Source organism: Borreliella lanei (genome assembly GCF_014205895.1).
Taxonomy (GTDB): domain Bacteria; phylum Spirochaetota; class Spirochaetia; order Borreliales; family Borreliaceae; genus Borreliella; species Borreliella lanei.
The window spans coordinates 130,692-152,663 of the sequence record NZ_JACHFC010000002.1; the positions used below are offsets into that span (position 1 = coordinate 130,692).

Annotated in this window: 21 protein-coding genes; 5 read left to right on the forward strand and 16 right to left on the reverse strand. The window is 27.3% G+C overall.

The window, feature by feature from the left end; translation table 11 throughout:
• The first annotated feature begins 68 nt into the window (after positions 1 to 68).
• Positions 69 to 1,370: a phosphopyruvate hydratase gene (eno, locus tag HNQ06_RS02820; protein ID WP_184107438.1), complete on the forward strand. Its 1,302-nt coding sequence runs from the start codon at positions 69 to 71 to the stop codon at positions 1,368 to 1,370.
• A gap of 65 nt (positions 1,371 to 1,435) precedes the next feature.
• Here the strand turns inward: eno and rpsI are convergent, their stop codons facing one another.
• Genes rpsI through HNQ06_RS02865 form a run of 9 tightly spaced genes read right to left on the reverse strand, consistent with a single transcriptional unit; the run spans position 1,436 to position 10,309 of the window.
• Positions 1,436 to 1,846 carry a 30S ribosomal protein S9 gene (gene rpsI / locus HNQ06_RS02825; protein WP_004790427.1) on the reverse strand — a complete coding sequence of 137 codons (411 nt, stop codon included), beginning with the start codon at positions 1,844 to 1,846 and terminating at the stop codon, positions 1,436 to 1,438.
• Positions 1,843 to 2,307 carry a 50S ribosomal protein L13 gene (rplM, locus tag HNQ06_RS02830; RefSeq protein ID WP_184107439.1) on the reverse strand — a complete coding sequence of 155 codons (465 nt, stop codon included), beginning with the start codon at positions 2,305 to 2,307 and terminating at the stop codon, positions 1,843 to 1,845. The genes rpsI and rplM overlap by 4 nt, the downstream gene beginning before the upstream one ends.
• Before the next feature lie 51 nt (positions 2,308 to 2,358).
• Positions 2,359 to 3,168: a hypothetical protein gene (locus HNQ06_RS02835; protein WP_184107440.1), complete on the reverse strand. Its 810-nt coding sequence runs from the start codon at positions 3,166 to 3,168 to the stop codon at positions 2,359 to 2,361.
• Positions 3,161 to 4,618, reverse strand: coding sequence for an Asp-tRNA(Asn)/Glu-tRNA(Gln) amidotransferase subunit GatB (gene gatB / locus HNQ06_RS02840; RefSeq protein WP_184107441.1), 1,458 nt, complete (start codon positions 4,616 to 4,618; stop codon positions 3,161 to 3,163). The genes HNQ06_RS02835 and gatB overlap by 8 nt, the downstream gene beginning before the upstream one ends.
• Positions 4,608 to 6,053, reverse strand: a complete 1,446-nt coding sequence (gatA, locus tag HNQ06_RS02845; protein WP_184107442.1) for an Asp-tRNA(Asn)/Glu-tRNA(Gln) amidotransferase subunit GatA — start codon at positions 6,051 to 6,053, stop codon at positions 4,608 to 4,610. Before gatA ends, gatB begins: the two co-directional genes overlap by 11 nt.
• 10 nt (positions 6,054 to 6,063) lie before the next feature.
• Positions 6,064 to 6,339 (reverse strand): Asp-tRNA(Asn)/Glu-tRNA(Gln) amidotransferase subunit GatC, encoded by a 276-nt coding sequence (gene gatC, locus HNQ06_RS02850; RefSeq protein WP_184107443.1) that lies wholly within the window; start codon positions 6,337 to 6,339, stop codon positions 6,064 to 6,066.
• Between the two features lie 9 nt (positions 6,340 to 6,348).
• Positions 6,349 to 8,445, reverse strand: coding sequence for an ATP-dependent helicase (locus HNQ06_RS02855; protein WP_184107444.1), 2,097 nt, complete (start codon positions 8,443 to 8,445; stop codon positions 6,349 to 6,351).
• Positions 8,446 to 8,447: 2 nt separating this feature from the next.
• Positions 8,448 to 9,647 carry a BB_0345 family helix-turn-helix protein gene (locus HNQ06_RS02860; RefSeq protein WP_184107445.1) on the reverse strand — a complete coding sequence of 400 codons (1,200 nt, stop codon included), beginning with the start codon at positions 9,645 to 9,647 and terminating at the stop codon, positions 8,448 to 8,450.
• A gap of 11 nt (positions 9,648 to 9,658) precedes the next feature.
• Complete coding sequence (locus HNQ06_RS02865; RefSeq protein ID WP_184107446.1) at positions 9,659 to 10,309, reverse strand: LolA family protein; 651 nt, start codon at positions 10,307 to 10,309, stop codon at positions 9,659 to 9,661.
• Positions 10,310 to 10,501: 192 nt separating this feature from the next.
• Here HNQ06_RS02865 and HNQ06_RS02870 point away from each other — a divergent pair, with 192 nt between their 5' ends.
• The 3 genes from HNQ06_RS02870 (at position 10,502) to amrB (ending at position 14,209) form a co-directional block, all read left to right on the forward strand.
• Positions 10,502 to 11,920, forward strand: coding sequence for an NFACT RNA binding domain-containing protein (locus HNQ06_RS02870; protein ID WP_184107447.1), 1,419 nt, complete (start codon positions 10,502 to 10,504; stop codon positions 11,918 to 11,920).
• Positions 11,921 to 12,017: 97 nt separating this feature from the next.
• The gene (gene pyk / locus HNQ06_RS02875; RefSeq protein ID WP_184107448.1) at positions 12,018 to 13,451 is read left to right on the forward strand and encodes a pyruvate kinase; all 1,434 of its coding nucleotides are present in this window, start codon (positions 12,018 to 12,020) and stop codon (positions 13,449 to 13,451) included.
• Between the two features lie 17 nt (positions 13,452 to 13,468).
• Positions 13,469 to 14,209 carry an AmmeMemoRadiSam system protein B gene (gene amrB, locus HNQ06_RS02880; RefSeq protein WP_184107449.1) on the forward strand — a complete coding sequence of 247 codons (741 nt, stop codon included), beginning with the start codon at positions 13,469 to 13,471 and terminating at the stop codon, positions 14,207 to 14,209.
• A gap of 18 nt (positions 14,210 to 14,227) precedes the next feature.
• Here amrB and rpmB read toward each other — a convergent pair whose 3' ends face one another.
• Entirely contained in the window at positions 14,228 to 14,506 is a 279-nt protein-coding gene (rpmB, locus tag HNQ06_RS02885; RefSeq protein ID WP_184107450.1) for a 50S ribosomal protein L28, read from the reverse strand.
• Positions 14,507 to 14,522: 16 nt separating this feature from the next.
• Positions 14,523 to 16,088 (reverse strand): hypothetical protein, encoded by a 1,566-nt coding sequence (locus HNQ06_RS02890; RefSeq protein WP_184107451.1) that lies wholly within the window; start codon positions 16,086 to 16,088, stop codon positions 14,523 to 14,525.
• Positions 16,089 to 16,196: 108 nt separating this feature from the next.
• On the opposite strand from HNQ06_RS02890, the gene HNQ06_RS02895 reads away from it, so the two are divergent.
• Positions 16,197 to 17,330, forward strand: coding sequence for a hypothetical protein (locus tag HNQ06_RS02895; RefSeq protein WP_184107452.1), 1,134 nt, complete (start codon positions 16,197 to 16,199; stop codon positions 17,328 to 17,330).
• On the opposite strand, the gene HNQ06_RS02900 is transcribed toward HNQ06_RS02895, so the two are convergent.
• Genes HNQ06_RS02900 through HNQ06_RS02920 form a run of 5 tightly spaced genes read right to left on the reverse strand, consistent with a single transcriptional unit; the run spans position 17,327 to position 21,969 of the window.
• Positions 17,327 to 19,126, reverse strand: a complete 1,800-nt coding sequence (locus tag HNQ06_RS02900) for a hypothetical protein (protein WP_184107453.1) — start codon at positions 19,124 to 19,126, stop codon at positions 17,327 to 17,329. The two genes, HNQ06_RS02895 and HNQ06_RS02900, sit on opposite strands and share 4 nt — an antisense overlap.
• A 12-nt stretch (positions 19,127 to 19,138) precedes the next feature.
• On the reverse strand, positions 19,139 to 20,089 hold the full coding sequence (locus HNQ06_RS02905; protein ID WP_184107454.1) for a hypothetical protein: 951 nt from the start codon (positions 20,087 to 20,089) through the stop codon (positions 19,139 to 19,141).
• A 34-nt stretch (positions 20,090 to 20,123) separates the two neighbouring features.
• Positions 20,124 to 20,612 carry a CarD family transcriptional regulator gene (locus HNQ06_RS02910; RefSeq protein ID WP_002656642.1) on the reverse strand — a complete coding sequence of 163 codons (489 nt, stop codon included), beginning with the start codon at positions 20,610 to 20,612 and terminating at the stop codon, positions 20,124 to 20,126.
• A gap of 39 nt (positions 20,613 to 20,651) precedes the next feature.
• Positions 20,652 to 21,245, reverse strand: a complete 594-nt coding sequence (locus HNQ06_RS02915) for a hypothetical protein (protein ID WP_184107455.1) — start codon at positions 21,243 to 21,245, stop codon at positions 20,652 to 20,654.
• Entirely contained in the window at positions 21,238 to 21,969 is a 732-nt protein-coding gene (locus HNQ06_RS02920; protein WP_184107456.1) for a 16S rRNA (uracil(1498)-N(3))-methyltransferase, read from the reverse strand. Before HNQ06_RS02920 ends, HNQ06_RS02915 begins: the two co-directional genes overlap by 8 nt.
• Positions 21,970 to 21,972: the final 3 nt, after the last annotated feature.

Below are 21,972 nucleotides of genomic sequence, written 5' to 3' on the forward strand. Positions count from 1 at the left end.
CACATTTAAACTTTTTAACATTATACTAAAAACATACATTAAAGTAAATAATACGAGGAGTACAAAAAATGGGTTTTCATATTTATGAAATCAAAGCCAGACAAATTATTGATTCTAGAGGGAATCCAACAGTTGAAGCTGATGTCATTTTAGAAGACGGAACTTGCGGAAGAGCTGCCGTACCATCAGGTGCATCAACAGGAATTAACGAGGCTGTTGAGCTTAGAGATGGTGATAGGTCTGTGTATATGGGAAAAGGAGTTTTAAAGGCAATTGAAAATATAAAAAACATAATTGCCCCAGAACTTGAAGGTATGAACGCCTTAAATCAAGTTGCAATCGACAGAAAAATGCTTGAACTTGATGGAACCCCTACAAAAGAAAAGCTTGGTGCTAATGCAATCCTAGCAGTTTCAATGGCTACAGCTAAAGCTGCTGCAAAGTACCTTGGACTTAAGCCTTATCAATATCTTGGAGCGTACAAGGCCAACATTTTGCCTACACCTATGTGTAATATTATTAATGGTGGTGCACACTCTGACAACTCTGTTGACTTTCAGGAGTTCATGATAATGCCAGTAGGAGCAAAAACATTCAGCGAAGCAATAAGAATGGCAGCAGAGGTTTTTCATACGCTAAAGAGCATTCTAAGTGGCAAAGGGTATGCAACTTCTGTTGGAGATGAAGGAGGATTTGCTCCAAATTTAAAATCAAATGAAGAAGCTTGCGAAGTGATCATAGAGGCAATAAAAAAGGCAGGATATGAGCCTGGAAAAGATATTGCAATAGCTCTTGATCCAGCAACATCTGAGCTTTATGATCCAAAAACAAAAAAATATGTACTTAAATGGTCAACAAAAGAAGAGCTTACTTCCGAACAAATGGTTGAATATTGGGCAAAGTGGGTAGAAAAATATCCAATTATTTCAATTGAAGATGGAATGGCTGAAGAAGATTGGGATGGATGGAAAAAGCTTACAGACAAAATTGGAAACAAAATACAACTTGTTGGAGATGATCTGTTTGTAACAAATACTTCGTTTCTTAAAAAAGGAATTGAAATGGGAGTTGCTAATTCAATCCTTATTAAGGTCAATCAAATTGGAACACTAACAGAAACATTTGAAGCTGTGGAAATGGCTAAAAAAGCAGGTTACACAGCAATAGTCTCCCACAGATCAGGAGAAACAGAAGATACAACAATAGCTGATCTTGTAGTAGCTCTTGGAACAGGACAAATCAAAACTGGTTCACTCTCAAGAACAGACAGAATAGCAAAATATAATCAGCTCATACGAATAGAAGAAGAATTAGAAACAACTGCTGAATATCACGGTAAAAGCGTCTTTTATTCTATTAAACAAAAATAAATCAAATCCCTTTTACAGGGATTTGATTTATTTAAATGAAATGTAAAATGTATAAAAAAGTAAAATTATCTTTTGGAAAATTGAAAACTTTTTCGTGCTTTTTTCTGCCCAAATTTTTTACGTTCAACCTTCCTTGAATCTCTTGTTAAAAACCCATTAGATCTCAAAATCATCTTATTAGATTCATCAAGCTCAAAAAGAGCTCTTGAAATGCCGTGCCTTATTGCTCCTGATTGACCTGAAATCCCTCCCCCATAAACATTAATATAAAGATCATATTTCCCAAGTGTATTTGTCAAAACCAAAGGCGATAAAGCCATTGTTCTTAAATTTTCAAGTTGGATGTAAGAGTCAAAGTCTCTATTATTTACTTTGATATTGCCACTACCCTCTCTAATGTAAACTCTAGCAACAGAAGATTTCCTCCTACCAGTTCCCATTGATAAATTAACATTGCTAAAATTTGATTTTTTCATTTTGCCCCTCTTAAATTAGCTTCCAGCTTTATAGGATTTTGAGCCTTAAGAGTATGCTCCGAACCAGAAAAGACTTTTAAATTCCTAAAAAGATTGCGCCCCAAAGGACCTTTTGGCAACATGCCCTTAATAGCAATCTCAAGAGGTGCACAAGGCTTTCTCTCTGACAATGTTCTAAAAGTGTCAGAATAAAGACCCCCCGGATATCTTGAATGCCTATAATAAAGTTTTTGTTGATATTTTTTCCCCGTCAGCCTAACCTTAGAAGCATTAATAATAATAACATTGTCACCTAAATCTTGGTGGGGAGTGTAATAAGCTTTATGTTTGCCTCTTAAAATTTTAACAACATCCACAGCAACTTTACCTAAAATTCTATCTGCTGCATCAATTACATACCATTTTTTCTCAACAGTCTTTGGCTTGATCCAAATCGTAACATTATTCGTTATTTTATTCATAATAGCGCATTACCCTTACTATAATTTTATGCATAAATCTCATTCATTGTATTATTTGTAAGGTTCACTGTCAAGCCCATCAATAAACTTATTTTTAAGAGAAAAACAAATTTTTTTGAAATTATCCAGATCTCCTTTAGAAAACTTCAAAGGAACAATAGACGGAATGCTAAAATTTGGGCTAATTAAATACCCAAATTTGAGAAATTCATTAAAAATTTCAGCATGATAACAAGCATCATAAAGAGGAAACATATACCTATCAGTTAGTCTAAATAAAGATGTGGCAAAAGAATTAAAATCAATATCAATATTTTTTCTATAAAATAAAAGTTTGCTTAATGTATGTCTAGCTAAAGATAAAGTTACAGCATCAAAATTATCTTTAAATTCTATTTTTCTAGAAAGGTTATCCATAACAACAATGCTAACAGACATAAAATCGGGCAAAGGAATATTGAAAATCATAGGATATTTAATATTACTAAATCCTACTTTAAACTCATATATTCCTTCTTCTTTTTCCCAAGGCATAAAAAATTTATTCTTACCAGTTAAAGATAATAAAAATTCTTTTGCATCTTTTTCTAGCTTAAAAATATAAACAGATCCAGCTTCTTTAAAAAAAGTAAATACCAAATTAATAAACTGATTTTTAAAAACAGAAGGATAAGGAGATATCAAACCCCTTGACATAGTTTGCTTAAAAAGGCGATTTAAACCTTGAACCCTATAACCTAAAAAATTTTTTCCACCATTTAAATATAAATCTAAATATCTCTTACCATGAATATCATAAAGATAAAAAAATCTTGCCCTTTTAATTACTGGCAAGTTGTCTATTAAGGACAAATCATACATTTGACAAACTTTCTAAAAGAATTTCATTTGCAAGTCTAGGATTAATCTTTCCTGAAGATTTTTTCATTATTTGCCCCATCATAAATTTAATAGCATGATCTTTACCCTTTTTGTAAAGTTCAATTGATTTGGGATTTTCATCTAAAACTTCAAGCACAATCTGCTTAATAACAAACTTATCACTTATTTGTTCTAATTGATTTTCACTTATAACAACAGAAGCAGAAACTCCTCTGGCTATCATCTCTGAAAATACTCTTTTTGCCATTTTACTACTTATTTTGCCAACAACAATAAATTCTACAAGCTCTGTAATATAGCTTGGAAGCAAATTAAATTCAAGAACACTAATCCCTTTATCATTAAGAACGCTTAAAACTTCGGACAATATCCAATTGGCTACTTTTTTAGGATCGCTTGCATTAATAACAGCCTCTTCGAAATATCTAAGCAGGTGCTTATCTGCTGTTAAAGTAATAACATCAAAATCACTTAGCCCATATTGACCTTTAAGCCTAACTCTTGCATCAAATGGAAGTTCAATTAACTTCAAATTTTTAATATTATCAATATAAGAATCATCAATCTCTATTAAAGACAGATCAGGTTCTTGAAAATAACGATAATCAGATACTGTCTCTTTGTTTCTTTGAATCACTGTTACTCCACTCTTATCATCAAATCCTCTAGTGTGCTTACCACAACTATCAAGGGTTTTCCTAAATTGAACCCACTCCTGTTGCTGCCTTAATTCTTCATATTCAATGGCAGCTTTAATAGATTTAAAAGAATTTAAATTCTTTATTTCAGCTATAGGAGTTTTATGCTCAACACCACTCTCTTTAACAATTAAATTAACATTTACATCACATCTAAAAGAACCATTTTCCATATTGCATTCTGACAAATCAAGATACCTAAAAATTTCTCTTAAAGAAGTTAAAAAAGCAACTGCCTCATCCCCACTACTAATATCTGGAGCAGAAACAATCTCAAGCAAAGGAGCACCCGAACGATTAAAATCAATATAACTTTGATTTTCACTATCTAACAAATGTAGACTCTTGCCAGAATCTTCTTCCATATGAATTCTAATAATGTTAATCCTTTTGGGACCAGAAGGGGTTTCAATTAATAAGCTTCCCCCCTCACAAATCGGCTTATCATTTTGCGAAATTTGATATCCTTTTGGCAAATCTGGATAATAATAATGCTTTCTATCAAATTTAACAACATTTCTAATCTTTGAATTTGTAGCATGCCCTGCTAAAATTGCGCTATTAATAAGCTCTACATTCACACTTGGTAATGAACCAGGCAGCCCAAGACAAATTGGGCAAACACGAGAATTGGGCACTCCTCCAAACTCATTCTTACATCCACAAAAAGCCTTTGTTTTTAAACCCAGTTGAACATGAATTTCTAATCCAATAACTAATTTATATTCCATTCAATCCTAATTCCCTAATCACATTTTTTGAAAAACTTAAAAGTTCAAAATCCTTCTTGCTGCGCCCAATAATTTGCATTCCAATTGACAATCCTTCCTCATCCTTAGAATACGGAAGCGAAATAGCAGGAGCTCCAATAAGATTTGCAATCACAGTACAAATATCTGAATAATACATTTTAACAGGATCATCAAAATCCAAACCAAGTCTAAAAGGTTTAACAAAGCTTGTTGGGGTAATAATAAAATCACAGCTTTCAAAAAGCTTGTTAAATTTAGGAATAATCAAATTTTGAAGAATTTCACAAGCTTTTGCATAATATTTAGAATCATAACCTTCTGACAATAAATAATTTCCAAGAACAATACGCCTTTTAACTTCTTCAGACAAGAAATTGCTCCTATGTTTAAAATAAAAATCATTAAGACTCAAGCTTTCCGACATCCTCTTTCCATAACAAATTCCAGTATAACGAGCAAGATTGGAGGATGCTTCAACAGGAGAAATTGTATAATAAATTGATAAAATAAAATTAATCTCTTCTATTGAAACTTCTTTTATATTAATACCTTTTGACAAAAGATCTAATTTAAATTTGGCAAAACTACTTGCAACATTTTTGTCCATTAAATCTTCGCTAAGTTCTTTGATTACAGCTAAATTTTTACCTTGCAACGACTCAATTTTTAAAGGATAAAAATCATCAAAGATATCTACACTAGTAGAATCCATTTTATCAGCTCCACAAGTATGCTTTAAAATTAAAGCAATATCTTCAATAGAATGAGAAAAAAATCCTATTTGATCAAAAGACGAAGCATAAGATGCAAGCCCATAGCGAGAAAGACCTCCATAAGAAGGCTTGAAACCTAAAATTCCCGAAAAAGATGCAGGAAGCCTGACAGAACCTCCAGTATCACTACCAAGCGAAAAAGGTGCTTGAAAAGCTGCAACTACAGCTGCAGAGCCCCCAGAACTACCACCTATAACATATTCTCTATTTAAAGGATTTAAAGTTGCACCATAATAAGAAAATTCACAGGTAGAACCCATGGCAAATTCATCCATATTGGTTCTACCAATTAAAATTGCCCCTTTATTCTTAAGTCTTTTAATCACAGTCGCATCATAAGGAGAAATATAGCCTTTTAAAATTTCAGAAGCACAAGTTAAAGATTTATCTTGAATTGAAATATTATCTTTAACTGCAATAAGCATGCCAATTAAAGGCAAATCTTCCAATTCACAATTCTTTAAACAGTCGTCATACCTTTTTGCAATCTCTAAAGAATCATCAAAAAATTCAATATATCCATTGATATCTTTATTTAATTCATAATTACTTTTATAAGCAAGTAAAATATCATAAATTTTACATTTTTTAGTTAAAACTAATTCTTGAATTTTGGTTAAAGTTAAATTGCTTAAATCCAATACATTATCCTTATTCTAATATTTTAGGAGATGAAAAATATCCATCTAAAAACGAGTTACTAAGCTTTTTAATTGATTCAATAGAAAGAGAAAATCTTACCTTATCCTCACGTAATGTAGAAATCTTTTTCTTATTAGCATTAAAATTAATTTGAACCTCAAAATTTGAAATTTCATTAACTAACCTAATAACTTTCTCAAATTTTGAAATAAATTTATCTTCACTCTCTCTACTAAGTGTCACTAAGCTTAATTTTAAACTATTTTCTAAATGTATATCTTTCAAAATAAACCTCTAAACTTTAACAATTTTTTTAACATACTCAGGACTCAAAATAGCTTTCTTCCCATTTCTCAAACTAATTTTAACAAACTGTAAGTTGCTTTGGTACCAGCTATCAACAACTATTCCCTTTTCTCCATTATAAATTATATAGTCTCCAATATTAAATCTAATATCCCTTTTGCTATCAATAAAAAAATTATTAAAATTCTCTTTTAAATATTCGGGAATAAAGACAATGTCATAAGAGTTTTTGTCAATATCTTGAAAAAAAACGGAAGGCAAAGTGCCTTTATAAGAACCTCTAAAAGCTCGCTTTAAATTTAAGGTAATAATAAGCTCTGATTTAGCTCTTGTAATTGCAACATAAAAAAGCCTTCTTTCCTCTTCAAGTCTATCTTCTGTTAATTCTTCAATTTCAGCCGGTAAAAGACCTTTCTCGAGTCCAGAAATCACAACCCTATCAAATTCAAGCCCCTTAACACCGTGAATTGAAGACAAAAGTATATTGGACTTAAAATCTCCAGAAATTAAAGGAGAAAGCGAAGAATTTTCTAAAAATATAGCAAGACCTTCAAATGTACCTGAATATTCAATTCCACTATTAATAAGCTCTTCAATATTCCTTAATTTTTCGTCCTTATCAAATTTTTTATAATAATCTAAAAGACCAAACTTAATTACAACATTCTCAATAAAAGCAGATAAATTAATATAATTATCTTCAAAAAGTTTTTTACCCAGCTCATCATAAACATTTAAAAACAACAAAAGAGACTCTTTGACTCTATTTTTAAGCAAACTCAAAACTTTTTTACTTGCACAAAACAAATTGAAATTAACATCATCATCGTTTAAAGCACTAATTATTTTGTCTAGAGCAGTTTTTCCAATTCCTCTAGAAGGCTTGTTTATCATTCTTAAAAAAGCTATTTTATCTTTCTTGTTTATAAAAAGCCTAAGCAAACAAATAATATCCTTTATTTCCTCTCTATCATAAAATTTAATTGATCCTAAAACCTTGTATGGGATATTCTTCTTTAAAAAAGCTGTTTCAAAATGAAAAGATTGAGAATTGAACCTATAAAGTATTGCTGTCTGAATATCATTGGAAATAAGCAAATTAGAAAAATATTCAGCTTCATCTGAAGTGCTTTGAAAAACTAAAAATTTCATCCTTTTATTAGAACTATTTTGAGTTGTTATTTGTTTTTCATACCTATTTTTATTTTTTGAAATAACCTCATTTGCAATGCCCACTATATTTGAATTTGAGCGATAATTTTGCACTAAATAAAATTTAATAACATTATCGAAAGTTTTTTCAAATTCAAGAATATTTTCAATTCTAGCTCCTCTAAAAGAATAAATTGACTGATCTTCATCTCCCACAACCATAAAATACATACCATCTAAATAAAGTTCTTTCAAAAATAAAAATTGTGAATAATTTGTATCTTGATATTCATCTACAAAAATAACTTTAAATCTAGATTGAATAGATTCTTTTAAAGATTTAGATTGCCTAAGCATTAAAATAGGCTTAATAATAAGATCTGAAAAATCAAAAGCATTATTTTTGGCTTTCTCTTCCTCATAAATTTTGATATAGTCATATTCCTTTTCTGTAAATTCAATAAATTTTTCTAAGAAAAAATTTTCTTTGTCTTTTAAAATCAAAGCTGCAATATGTTTTGCCATTTCAAGATTTGGAGCAAGATCAATTTGTTTAACAAATTTAACAACATCATTAGTATCCCAAATTGTAAAATTTGAATCGTAATTTTTATCAAAATCCTTATAATAAACTCTCAAAAGCCAAGACCCAAAAGAATGAAAAGTTTGAATATGAAGTTTTTTGTCAAATTTTAAAAGATCATTTATCCTATCATTCATTTCATTTGCAGCTTTGTTAGTAAAAGTTAAAGCCAAAATTTCATTAGGATCTATATTCATATGCTTGATTAAATGCACAATTTTTGCAATTATAACTCTTGTTTTACCGCTTCCAGGCCCTGCCAAAACAAGCATTGGATTTTTACTTTTACTAAAAACAATTTTCTCTTGAGAAGTATTTAAGCTAGAAAAAAATTTTTTTATTTTATCCATTATTAATAAACTTCAGAAACCTTAAGATCAAACCCTGAAGGGGTCTTTACCCAAAAGAATTGAACAGCAAAAATCTCTTTTCCCCGCTCTTTTAAAAAAGGAGTAATGTCCCTGTCATTAAGAATAATATTAACATCAGAAAGTCTTGAAAAAAATAGTATCAAAGATTTTTCAAAAGCTAAATTAATAGGAATACCCTTGGATGCAAAAAGAGACTTGCCATAAAGATTGTTTTCATCAGCATATCTAAAAAACGTATCATTTAAAAAATCGATTTTCAAATCAACATTTGAAAGTTTTTGAGAAGAATATAGGGTAAGATAATCGCTACTTGGTAATTTTTCAGCTCCCTTAACATCAAACTGCCAATTTAAAATATTAAATCTATCGTCGATATTAGTTTCAGATACATATTTAACATTTAAAGCAAAAGACTCTAAACTTACATGAGCTATTTTCAACTTATCATAATAATAATTTTCATAAATAATTTTGACTCTAATATTATCATCAAGGTTTATCTCTTTAAACTCTCCTAAATTTAAAATATTTTTACTTTTTTTAGACTCATTAACAATAACTAAATCGTCGCTAATAAACGATGCTCTATATTTTACAATATCATCGCCATATGCTAAAGATAAAAAATCTCCCTCTTTAAGAGAAACATTCCAAAAATTCTTTTTATCAAAAGACACTTCATGAATATTTGAAATTATCTTTTCATCCTGACTAAGCTTGAAAAATTTTTTAAAATAAACTTCCACTTCTCTAAAATAAAAAAACACAAATAATAAAAAAATAACACCAACAATGCCTAACAGGATTTTTAACATACTTAAAGATTCTAAGCTAAAAAAAAACAATTTTTTTTCTGGAACTTTATTGTCACCTAAAAATCCTAAATTTGAAATTTTATCTTCAGATCTAATCCCAATATAACTATTATTAAGTCTACTTTTATAATCCTTAAAAAGTGTTGATATTAATCTAGAATCAATGTCTAAATACTCGCTATAAGTTCTTAAAAATCCAACGGCCAAAACTTCGTTTGGAAAAATTTCAATATTAGAATCTTCAAGAGCTTTAAGATACTTAACAGAAATTTTAATATCATCAGCTACCATTTCAAGAGTCAAATTTTTACCATTTCTAATTTTTCTCAAATAACTCCCAAATTTAATAAAATCATTTTCTTCCATAGATTTAAACCTTAATTTTTCTTAATATCATATAAAAAATTATCTACTTTATTCGAAGACTTTGGAGGATCATATTTAAATTTGCTATCAAGAATTCCAACATTAAACTTCACAGCAGTTAAATCAATAACTATTTCGCGCCCACCACTAGTAGGAAAAGCAGTAATTCTTCTAATTATTCCATCCGGAGCAAAAGCAATAATAAAAGAATTAATAGTAGCAGCACCCTTGTAAAGCTTTCTAGAAAAGGTTAATTTAATATATTTTCCAGGCTCAGATGAATCTAGATCTTCTAGATTTGGAGAATTGGTATAAGACACGCTGTACTCGCTATTTAAAACTTTCATAAGGCCTCCCCCACTACTACCCTTTACTAATTGCTGATTAAAAGAAGTCCCAAGAGATGGAACATAAACTGTCAAAAATTCACCATCGCTTACAAAAACTTGATTATTTGAATCTAAATTAATAATAAACTTGTCTGGAAACTTATAAAGCAAAACACCTGTTTGCTTTAACCCCTTTAAAGTAAAATTAATTGTTGCTTGCATATCCTCTATATTTTGATATTTAGCATAAATTCCTTCAAAATATTGATTTGCAGATATTTGAGAAAACACAGCAACAGGGTACAAAACTAATAAAAGAATTGTTTTTATCATTCTATGAACTCTTATTATTAAGCTTAAGCTATTAACAAAACTACATTTAAACAATTTATTGTCAATAAACTTTATTTCTATAATACTACATATCATGGAAATAAACTATTATTAATAGTAATAGTTTAATACATAAAATAAAAATTTAAAGCTTGGGTATAAACACCTTTAAAGAATGGGGATTTGATAACAATGTCTTTGAATTACATTGAAATAAATACTTTGATTAAAGAAATTCCTTTCACAAACTCTTTAATAACAAAAATAATACAACCGGATTACAAAAGTTTGATTTTAGAGATTTACAATAAAATTGACAATAAAAAATTTAAAATACTAATCTCTTTAAATCCAAACACTACAAGATTCCATATAACGAAAAAAAATTTCAAAAAGAATGGTTTAAAATTAAGATTTTCTGACTTTTTAAAATCAAAAATTCAAAATGGAAAAATTATAAAAGCTTTCCAAATGAAAAATGAAAGAATCATTTCTCTTGAAATTTTAAAAAAGGAAATAATTATCTTATTTATTAAATTGTGGCCATCCTCTCCAAATATAATAGCTACAAACTCAAACTTTAAAATACTAGATGCATATTACAGAAGACCAAAAATAAAAGAAAAAACAGGCGAGATCTTTTTAAAAGCTAAAGAAATAAATGAAAGCAATAAAATGTCTGATAAAAAAATCATGGGACTGAAAGAAGAATACAATAATAACAACTATACATCTTATTCTGAATTTCTTGAAAATTACTATGAATCACTTAATGATCAAATTAAAAAAACCAATGGAAAAGAATTGCTTATTGAAAAATATCAAAAAGAGCTAATCGCTTTAGAAAAAAGAATAGACTCTTTAAAACAACAAATTAAATTGATTGAAAACATTGAAAGCGAAAAGGAAAAAGGCGAGTTGATTTTATTAAATATTAATAAAATACAAAAAGGGATTAAAGAAATAAACCTCTTAAATTATAAAGAAGAAAAAATAAAAATATCCTTAAACCAATCATTATCACCAAAAGAAAATGCCTTACAATATTTTAAAGCATATAAAAAGGGCAAAAATTCTTTTAAAACCATACAAAATCAATTAAAAGATAATCTAGATAAATTCAATTTAATTCAATCAAAAATAACAATGTTAAAAGTCGAAAATTTCATTCCGGAAGAAGAATATAATCAAGAAAAAACTGCTATTAAAGAAAAAGAAAAAACACCAAAAATAGGCTTGCATTTTACCCATTGTGGATTTGAAATTCTTATTGGAAGAAGCGCAAAAGAAAACGATGAACTTTTAAGACATTGCGTTAAAGGAAATGACTATTGGCTTCATACAAGAGATTATCCTGGAGCTTATGTTTTTATTAAAAATCAAAAAAATAAAACTCCTAGCCTTGATGTCCTTTTGGCTGCTGGTAATTTATGTGTATTTTACACAAAATTAGCAAAAAAATCGGGAAAAGCAGATCTTTACTACACTCAAGTTAAAAATTTAAGAAGAGTTAAAAACAAAAAGCTAGGCCTTGTAATTCCAAAAGCAGAAAAAAATTTACATATTAAGCTAGATGAAAATCTAATAAAAAAATTAAAAAATCAAACCTAAACACCGCTTATAGTAAAGTAAAATTTTGATTTTTTTACAAAATATTGTTATTCAAAGACAAAAAGCATAAAATTTATAAAAGTGGAGGAAGAACTTTATGATTTCAAAGTTAACAAAAATTGTGGCAACAATATCCGATCTTAGATGCGAACCAGAACACATAAAAGATTTATACGATGCGGGAGTAAATGTTATAAGACTAAATACTGCTCATCAATCACACGAAGATACAATAAAAGTAATAAACAATGTTAGAAAAATTTCAAATAAAATAGCCCTAATGATTGATACAAAAGGACCAGAGGTTAGAACAGCAAATATTGAAAATCCTATTATTGTAAAAACTGGAGACAAGGTAATTATTTCAACTTCGCCTATTAATGAGCCTAATAACTTTCAAACCAATTATGATGGCTTTGTTAAAGAAGTGCCCCAAGGAGCTAAAGTGCTAATTGATGACGGAGAGCTTGAAATGACTGTTGTTGCCAAATTGCCTGACCGACTAATTTGTGAAATTAAAAATGACGGCCAAATTAAAAATAAAAAATCAATTAACACCCCTGGAATTTCTCTTAAGCTACAATCAGTAACCGAAAAAGACAAAGGATTTATTGAGCTTGCAGCAAAATATAATGTCGATTTTATTGCCCATTCGTTTGTAAGACATTCCAAAGACGTTCAAGATGTTCAAAAAATTTTAAATGCCTCTGGAAATCCTGATGTAAAAATTATATCCAAAATAGAAAATCAAGAAGGAATTGACAACATTGAAGAAATAGTAAAAGCCTCTTACGGAATAATGGTTGCAAGAGGAGATATGGGAGTTGAAATTCCTGCAGAAGATGTGCCCATTGCTCAACTTAAAATAACACAAACCTGCATAAAGTATGGAATACCCGTGATTACAGCAACTCAAATGCTTCATACAATGATTGAAAATCCAAGACCTACTAGAGCAGAAGTATCTGACATAGCTAACGCTATTTTAAACGGCACAGATGCAATTATGTTATCCGGAGAAACTGCCTACGGAAAATATCCAATCGAAGCTGTAAAAATGATGACAAGCATTGCTAAAAAAGTTGAAAGACACAGGAAAAGAACCCTATATAAAGATGAACTTTTTTACGATAAAAGCATTACAAGAAACTATATTATCAAATGTGCAATTGATGCCACAAAACTTATGGAAGTAAAAGCAATTATTGTAGATTCTCTAAGAGGCAAAACTGCAAGAATAATGGCAACTTACAGAGCAAGTGTTCCACTATTCATTACAACAAATAGCGAGAGACTGGCAAGAGAATTATCATTATCTTACGGGGTTTATTCTAATCTTGTAGACAATAATTTCAAAAGAACTACCGAATTTGTAGTAACTTCTCTTAAAATGTTAAAAGAACAGGGTGTTGTTAATGACAAAGATACTGTAATAATTATTTCTGGCAATCCAAATAGAGATATTGAAAAAGGAACAGAATTTATGGAAATAAACACAGTAGAAGATGCAATCAAAGGACGAAATATATAAAACAAGCTAGAAACTCCTTGGTTGAAAACATATTTTATTCAAATAATACAAGCAGATTATCATTTAAGCTGGAAGAAAAAAAAACTCACAAAGCCATCCTAACAGGTTATGGAAGCTATGAGTTTTTTTTAAAAAATGAATGTTTGTTTAAAAAAATAATATCAAATCAAACTAATAATGTATTTATAATCTCTGAAGCAAAAAGCAATTTTTTAATTAATATATCCAATCACCATGTGTGGAAAATTTTTAATAAAAATATTGAAGTAAACCTAAAGATATTAAAATTATTAAAAAATTTAAATTTCATTAATATAGACGATAAATTAATCGAAAATGATCATAAAATTGAAATTACATTGAATTTCATTAGCAACATAAAGGAAAATATAAAAATAATTCCAATAATTTTTGGGAAAACTTGCAATAAACATTTACTAAAATTTTGCGAGTTTTTAAAACCCTTTACAAGCAAAGAAGAAAATTCATTTATTTTGCTATCTTGCTTTATTTCAAAATCTACAAATATAAAAAAAGCCTTAAAGCTTGAAGAAAATTTAAAGCATATCCTTCTTGAAGAAAAATTGCCTAATCTTAATCTAATACTAGAAAACTATAAATCAAAAAAAATATTTCCGGAAAACATAAATGCAATCATGACTATTTCAAGCCTTTTTAAACATTTTGAATTTACAGACTCAAAAACAACATTTAACTCTCCAGAATACTTGATATCAAGCAGTATTCTAATAAGATAAAATTGTCAAAATTAAAATTTATAAAAAGTTTTCTATTCTTTTACAGTTTTTCTTTAAAAAAGCATCAAGTCCTATCTTTGAAATACTTCTTAGTGCATTAGCAGAAACCTTAATATTAACACTTCTTCCAAGACTTGGAATAAAAAATTTTTTATTTATTAAATTAACCTTAAAGGTTCTTTTGGTTTTTACTCCAATATGTTGTCCAGCTCCACCTTTTTTCTTGGCAAGCCCCTTCCTTGGAACATTATTTCCAAATATAGTTTTTTTTCCTGTTATCTCACACTTCCTAGCCATTTTAGCACTCCTTCAATTATGATTTTTTCTCCAAATATAAATCCATTAACTTTAAAAATAAAGCCAAACTACCCAAAATATTTTTCATTATACCCCCAAAGTTTAAATTGTTTCCATAGCTTTTAGCAAGATCCATATCAAGCTCTTTCCAATTATAAATCAACTCTCTTTCCAAAGAGACTTTTGAATAGTCTGAAAGACAATCTTGTAAACGCTGCTCAATAGAATATATTTTAGAATAATATTCGCTTGATATAGCAAACGCCTTTTTATTAACATCTGCTATTATATTTAACAATAATTTCTCCGAAGATTTATCCCCCAAAGAAGCTCTATGCAACAATGCATTTATTCTATTGCCATAACCACCTTGCTCTCCCAAATTAGAATCAAAATCAATAAGACTTGCATAAATATTAATCAAAGCATGCATGTCATTAGACATTTCCCTTGAAAGCTCTATAAGCTTCCACTGTCCTTTAATGATAAGTAAATTAATAATATCATTAAGATCTTTTTTAACAAAATAAATGGTATATGTTCTCAAATAAACTAAAAGTTCGCAATAAATATAACCTGTGGTGCTCATAATTTTAGATACGATCTTTTCATTCATTTTTTCATTATAATTATCCAAATTTAAAAAAGATATTCCCGGGAAAAGCTGTTCGGCTAATATTTTAGATTTGCTATTTTTTTGCAGAACTTTAACCTTCTCAATTTCAGTGGCAACATGCTTGGTAAGATCATTAAAAAATATTCTTGCTATTGGATTAGGTTTTTGTCCAACAGAAATAGGAAAATAATCTGGATCACCACTAACATATCTTATTAGATATAAGATTTCTTTACTCTTATTTATATCCAAAATAGAAGAAATAATCTTAATCCAGACATTCGATTTAATAGGAAAATCTTCTTTATTTCCATAAATTTCTAAAATAATGTCATAAAGATTTTTCCAAATAGAAATATTCTTAATGCAAGAAATACATTCTAACAAATCTTTAAGATCATCTATAATAACTCCACAACCTATAGCACTGAATCTAGGCCTATACACAAAATCATCTTCTGGAAGTAAGTTGTCAAAATTTTTAAGAACCAAATGATATTGATATAAGACTAAATCAAAAAAATTATGCAAAGCTTGATAAGTTTCATCTATCAATTTAATTTGTTCTTGAGTTATGTTTTTAAACAAATAAGATAAATTATTATGCAAATTTTTAGGAAGATCTGAAGCAAAATTTATGTTATCGTTTGCAGAAAAAGAATAAATATAATCTAAAGACTTCTTCTGATTTTCATTTAAGTATTTTTCAACAACAAAATGTACAATTTTATTAGAATTTTTATATCTTTGTGCAAATGGCCTTAAGGGAGAAAAAATTTTATAAAAATTATAAAGAAATCTAGAAAATTGAGGTAAAGCCTGAATTTTTGAAGCATGAAAAAAATTACTTACCCTGCTTAAACTAACTTTAACTTCTTTTAGCCTTTTTTGCTTTATTTGCTCAGAAGTAAGTTCTTTATTAATACTAAACATAGAAAGTATAAAATCAAATAAACCCAAATTCATCATCCCCCTAAAAGCTCTTCAGCTGCCTTACTCTATTTCCAATTAAACATGGAAATTAATATAACTATAAAAATTATACATAATTTATTGTAAAATAAAAGAAAAAACTTGAATAATTTTATGAGAATAAAAAATTTAATACTAACAACAATTTTATTAATTAGCCTTAGCTGTTCAACAAATAAGAACATCGTCGTACTAACTGACAACAAAACAATACCATTTTATATAAATCAATTTAATATAGAAAATAAACTAAATTTTATAATTAAGTTTAGAAATAACATTGATCTGCAAACAATAGAAAAAGAAAATGCACAAATAATTATTTCTAAAAACATTGGTAACACAAATATTGCCAACCATTTTAAATCTATAAAAATCAATTATAATCCAGATTATCCCATCTTAAAACATATTTCCAAACAATTTAACTACAAAATTATTCCATTAAGCTTTGACATTCCTATTTTAATCTATAAAAATACATACAACATTAAAAAATACATAAACAATAAATATTTAAAAGAAGAATACGAAAATTTCATTAAAGACAAAAAATTTTTTATATCGCCATATGTTTCTGAAAATTTATTTTACGTAATTTCTCAAATAAATAATGTGAGATTTTCTTTTGAAAAGAATAAATTAAATTATAATGAGAATCAAATTCTAAAAATGCTAGAATATTTTTCATCATTTTTAAATACAAAACAAATGGATTTGCAAAAAGATTTCTTTAATAAATACGGCTACCTAAAGCTAAATAAAATATTGCTTAATAAAAAATCTCTTTTAATAGCAGGATTAAGCGATATAACTTTCTACAATAGCTTAAGTGAACAAGAAAAGGCACAAATAAAATTTTCATATTTAACAAACAATAACAATGAAATTGTTATCTCGAACCCAAATTTTATTGGTATTTTAGAAACATCTGCTTTAACTAAAAAATTTATTAGCTGGATCTTGGATAAAAAAACCCAAAAAACCTTAATTGGATTTAACAATCAATCCCAATCAAACATATGTTTTGGATTTGCCAATGGTTTTACTCCTTACAAAGAATTAAATTTGAAAATAAAACATTCAATTGATGGAATATCTCCTTTTATTATTGACGAAACCCAAATCAATAGCCATTCTTATGTATTAAGCAAAAAAACAATTGAAAAAGAAAACTTACTAATAAATGAGTGGTTTTTCTCTAAAGTTAATAATCTAAAAAAAAATAAAAATTAAATATGTCTTTCCTTGTAATTTAAAGTAATTATTTTAAAAATAAGAAAAAACAATAACGCAGAAAGAATAGCTACAGATACATACACACTATTAAAAACATATATAAGAAGAGAGGTAAAAACAATTAGAAAATAATTTACAAAAAGACAAATAATTCCTGAGAAAATAGCTATCATTAATGAAATTAGAAAAATCATGGCCTTGGAATTGAAATTAAATTCTATTCTAGAAAACAAAGAAATAAAAAACGATCCCATTAAAACTAGTAAAATAGGAGAAATCAGCAAAACTAAACTTAAGGAAAAAATATTAATTAATTTCAAATTTAATATAGCAACCCTATGAAAAGCGCTTGATAAATTTTGAATTTTTAAAAAAAATCCAAACTCAGTAAAATTTGAAAATAAAGCTAAATTTTCTACATTCTCATTAATTCTGACAACCTCTAAAACATTTGTATCAAAACTATCCGTAGATACAAAGACTTTGGTAAGAGTAATTTCGCTCTGTTCATTATCTTTATCTAAAACATTTTGATACACAAAATTACCTTTCAAAGTAGCAAATGGAATTTTAATATGCAATATAACATTCCCTGTATTATTAAATCTAATAAGTTCAAAATTTTTTATTATTTTAGAATGATTGTTAAAGGCGACAACTTTTTGCATATAAATATAATCATAAAGACCCCTCTTAGAATCTGGTTGTAATAAAAATACATCGTTTATTCCGTAATATTCAAAATATTTTTCAATCTCATCAAAAAAAAGATACCTTTTCCTAAGCTTTTCAAGAGATTTGTTTTTATAATTCAAAATTTCATTATCATTGGGCAATAACTTATGAAGATTTGAAAATCCATAATAAGCTAATTTAAATTTTTCAGTATTAAGAAACAAAAAATTTTTTTGTTTTTCTTCAGAAATCAACTGCATTTTTTCTTTTTCAAAATTTCTGTTTTCATTAATAAACTTTAAAGTCAAATTTAAAAGCGTAACAAAATTATTGTCTTTTGTTGCAACATAAGCAATATAAGCAAAGTAATTAGCCGTATAATAATCATTTTGAGAAATAAATTCATTGACAATATTAAAAAAATCTTGCTTTTTAAGACTTTGCAAAGGATATTGGGAAAAAGTTTTTTTAACCTTTTCTAAATCAACGTCATAACTTGGAATTTTACTATATTCAGATTTCACTAAATAATAATTTGTTAAAAGCTCTTCATTATTTACATAAATAATTCGCATTTTATCATATATTTTAATCAAATTTTCAAGATGTTTTCTCTTTTGCTTCATTGAATCTGTCAAATCAGAAGATAAAAAAAATCTATTTTCGGACAAACTTATATCTATATTTTTAATTTTAAGAGATATTTCATTTGCCTCATTTTCAAGAAGATTGTATCTGTCATAACTAAACTTATACTCATTTCTCTGAGAAATTATATAAGGCAAAATTAAATTAAATATAAAAGCAAAAAAGAGCCCTATAATAAAAAATAATAGTAAAAATGCATAAAGTCTAGAAAATAAATATCCATTATACGATTTTAAATAAATCTTTATTTCTTGCTGAACAAAAAAGGCAAAGTAAATGCAAACAATAAAAATAAAAAATCCATAAAAATACTTATAAAAAAGCAAAATAGAATCAAAAAAAGTTGCTATTAATTTATGTTTTTCTAAAAAATTTTCTCCAAAAAAATATGAATAACTAAAGAGCAAACCTAGAAAAAAACACAGAAAAATAATAAAATTGCTCAAAAATGAATATATTTCTCTTTTCATAAGCTTTAAGAATTAACTACCCTTATATAAATTATTATCTAAATCTTTGCTGATTTTAATATATTCTGAAACAAAGCCAAATAAATAGGTAGAAAAAAAAGTCAAAACACAAAAAATAAAAGGAATAAAATCAGAGATCATGCTCTTTCCTATTATTACATTGTAAATCTTAGGAAACTCAATCGAATAGACATTATAAATTTTCAAAAAAAGTATAATAAAAATAGGATAAAGAAATATTGCAAAACTATTTGAAAAAATAAGATTAAAAACATAACAAAACGAAAATAACAATAAAGAAATTCCCAATATATTAAAAATTAAATTTAAAAAATTGAGTGAGAGTAGAAAATTATTCAAAATTTTTAAATCTCTGAAAAGAAAATCAACAAAATTATTATAAATCTTTTGTTCTAAAAAATTATTCTCAACAAAATCAATCTTACTAGAATCAGAAAGATTTGATTGGTAAGAAAAACCTTTATCCCCTTTATCATTCTCTGAAACGATTAAAACTCCATTAAAACCATAAAATCTAGGCCCATTACTAGAAAATATTATTTCATCATTTAAAAAATGCACAACCTCATCTTTAAGAATAAAATTATCATTTTTATTGCTATTAATATAGTAAGAATGAAAACTATTGCTAACCAAAAATCCTAAATAAGAAAACAATAAAATAAGAACAAAGATAATACAATGAAAATAGAAAGACTCTCTAGATGACTTTAAAACTATCCCATAAAAGGGACAAGATATTCTCATAAAAGTAAAAACAAGAGACAAAGGGAAAGAGTAAACATAAGCATTGTAATAAAGACTATAACTAAAAATAGAAAAATTAAAATACAAAAACCTATATTTTAAATAAAATGTACATATAAACATTAAAGAAAAAAGGCAAAATATTAAGATAAACCTAAAAATTATTAAAAAGATCAATCTTAAAGAATCAAACACAGCAAATCCTCCCCCTCTCGAAAATTAAAAAACTTTAAGCCTTTTTGTTATCGACCAAAATATTTTTAATCTTCTTCTTAGCCTCTTCAAAGCTAATTTGCAAAGCCAAGCTAATCTCGTGCTCCAATATTAACTCAAAATCATTCAAAATCCTTTTTTCGTAAAAAGGTAATTCTTTCTGAGTAGATTTTTTATATAAAAATTTATATAACTTTGCTGTATCTAAAATATCGCTTTTTTTATAAAATTCATGACCACCATCTTTTATTTTTTTTGAATCTATTTGACCTTCAAACTCTTTAATAACATCAAAAACTTCTTCTACCTTTTCCCTGCTAACCAAAGCTCTAATTCCAAAATCGTCAACTTTAGCAACAGGAACCATAAAAATCATATCATTAAATGGAAAATGTATTTCATAATAATCAATAATCTCACCATTAAACTCTTTAGTCCTAATATCCTTAATCGTACCTACACCATGCATTGGATAAACTACTGATTGATTTAGCAAAAATGCCATACTTACCTCATAAAATATAGATAGTTAAAATTTAAAAGCTCATAAAAAAACGCTTAAATTGGTTCTAATATTAAATTTATTTTCATAAAATAAATTTTCAAGATATCTATCATTACAAAAGCTTATTATTACACTAGGAGTAAGTTTATTAATATTTGCAAAAAACATTTCTTTATTTCTCTTTACAGCTTTTAAATCATAATACCCAATAAAACTAATTTCTTTATGAGATTCTTTCAATCTTAAAAATTTTTTCTTTGAAATCACTTTATCCTTGTCAATAATATAACATGTTTTATGGGCATTTTCTAGTATTTCCATTAAAATGAGAAGAACTGTATTTAAATCATAACAGTCAATATTAACTCTTTTAAAAATCTTACAAAAAAATCTTACAATCTTAGAATTTAAAAAAACAAGAGAAGAGTTTTTAATGTGATTTCTAAACTTTTTAAAAATCAAAGCCTTTAGAAAAGCTTTAAGCCCAATAAAAATTACTATTGAATGATAAGGATGCCCTGAAAGATAGACAAATCTGCTTATAAGCTTGCTGCGACTATCAAAAACATCTATGGGCACACCTAAAAAATAAAATCTGTCTGGTTTTGAATATATGTCTTTTAAATTAGCCATTATAATCCTCTAATAATGCCTTAAAATAAGCAAGTGAATAAATAATAGCCGTATCTGCTCGTAAAATTGGAGTGTTAAACCTTACAAAATTAAAGTCTTTCTCCTTGAAAAAGGCAATTTCTGACTCCGAAAAGCATCCTTCAGGGCCTATTATAATTCCAATTTTGCTAAAATTGTCAAAACTTTCATTCTTGCTTAAAATCATTCCGCTTGGATGAGCAACATAATATCTGGTAGTGCAAAAAGAATAAGGCAAATGAAAAAAATTATTATAAAAATTAATTTTAGGAACAATTTTATTGCCACTTTGCTTTAGAGCCTCATCTATTATTTTGGAAAATCTTAAAATTTTGGCAGATGCATTGCTTATATCTATTTTTGAAACAGAACGATCCGCATTAATAATATTAATTTCTGAAACTCCAATCTCAACAACCTGTCTTAACACCAAGTCTATTTTTTTACCCTTTAAGCTAGAAATAAAAATACTTGTCTCAAAATTATTTTTTTCAATTTTATCTATTTTATTGGTAGCAAACTTAATAAAGTTACTACCAATCTCCACTATTTCTGAAGCTCTTAATTCCTTATCTTTTAAAAGAATGTTTAGCTTATCACCCCTTTTAAGTCGCCTTACATTAATAAGATGATGATATATACTTGTATCTTCAACAATAATAAAATCGCCTGCTAAACAATTTGCATCCAAAACAATTTGCTTCACAAT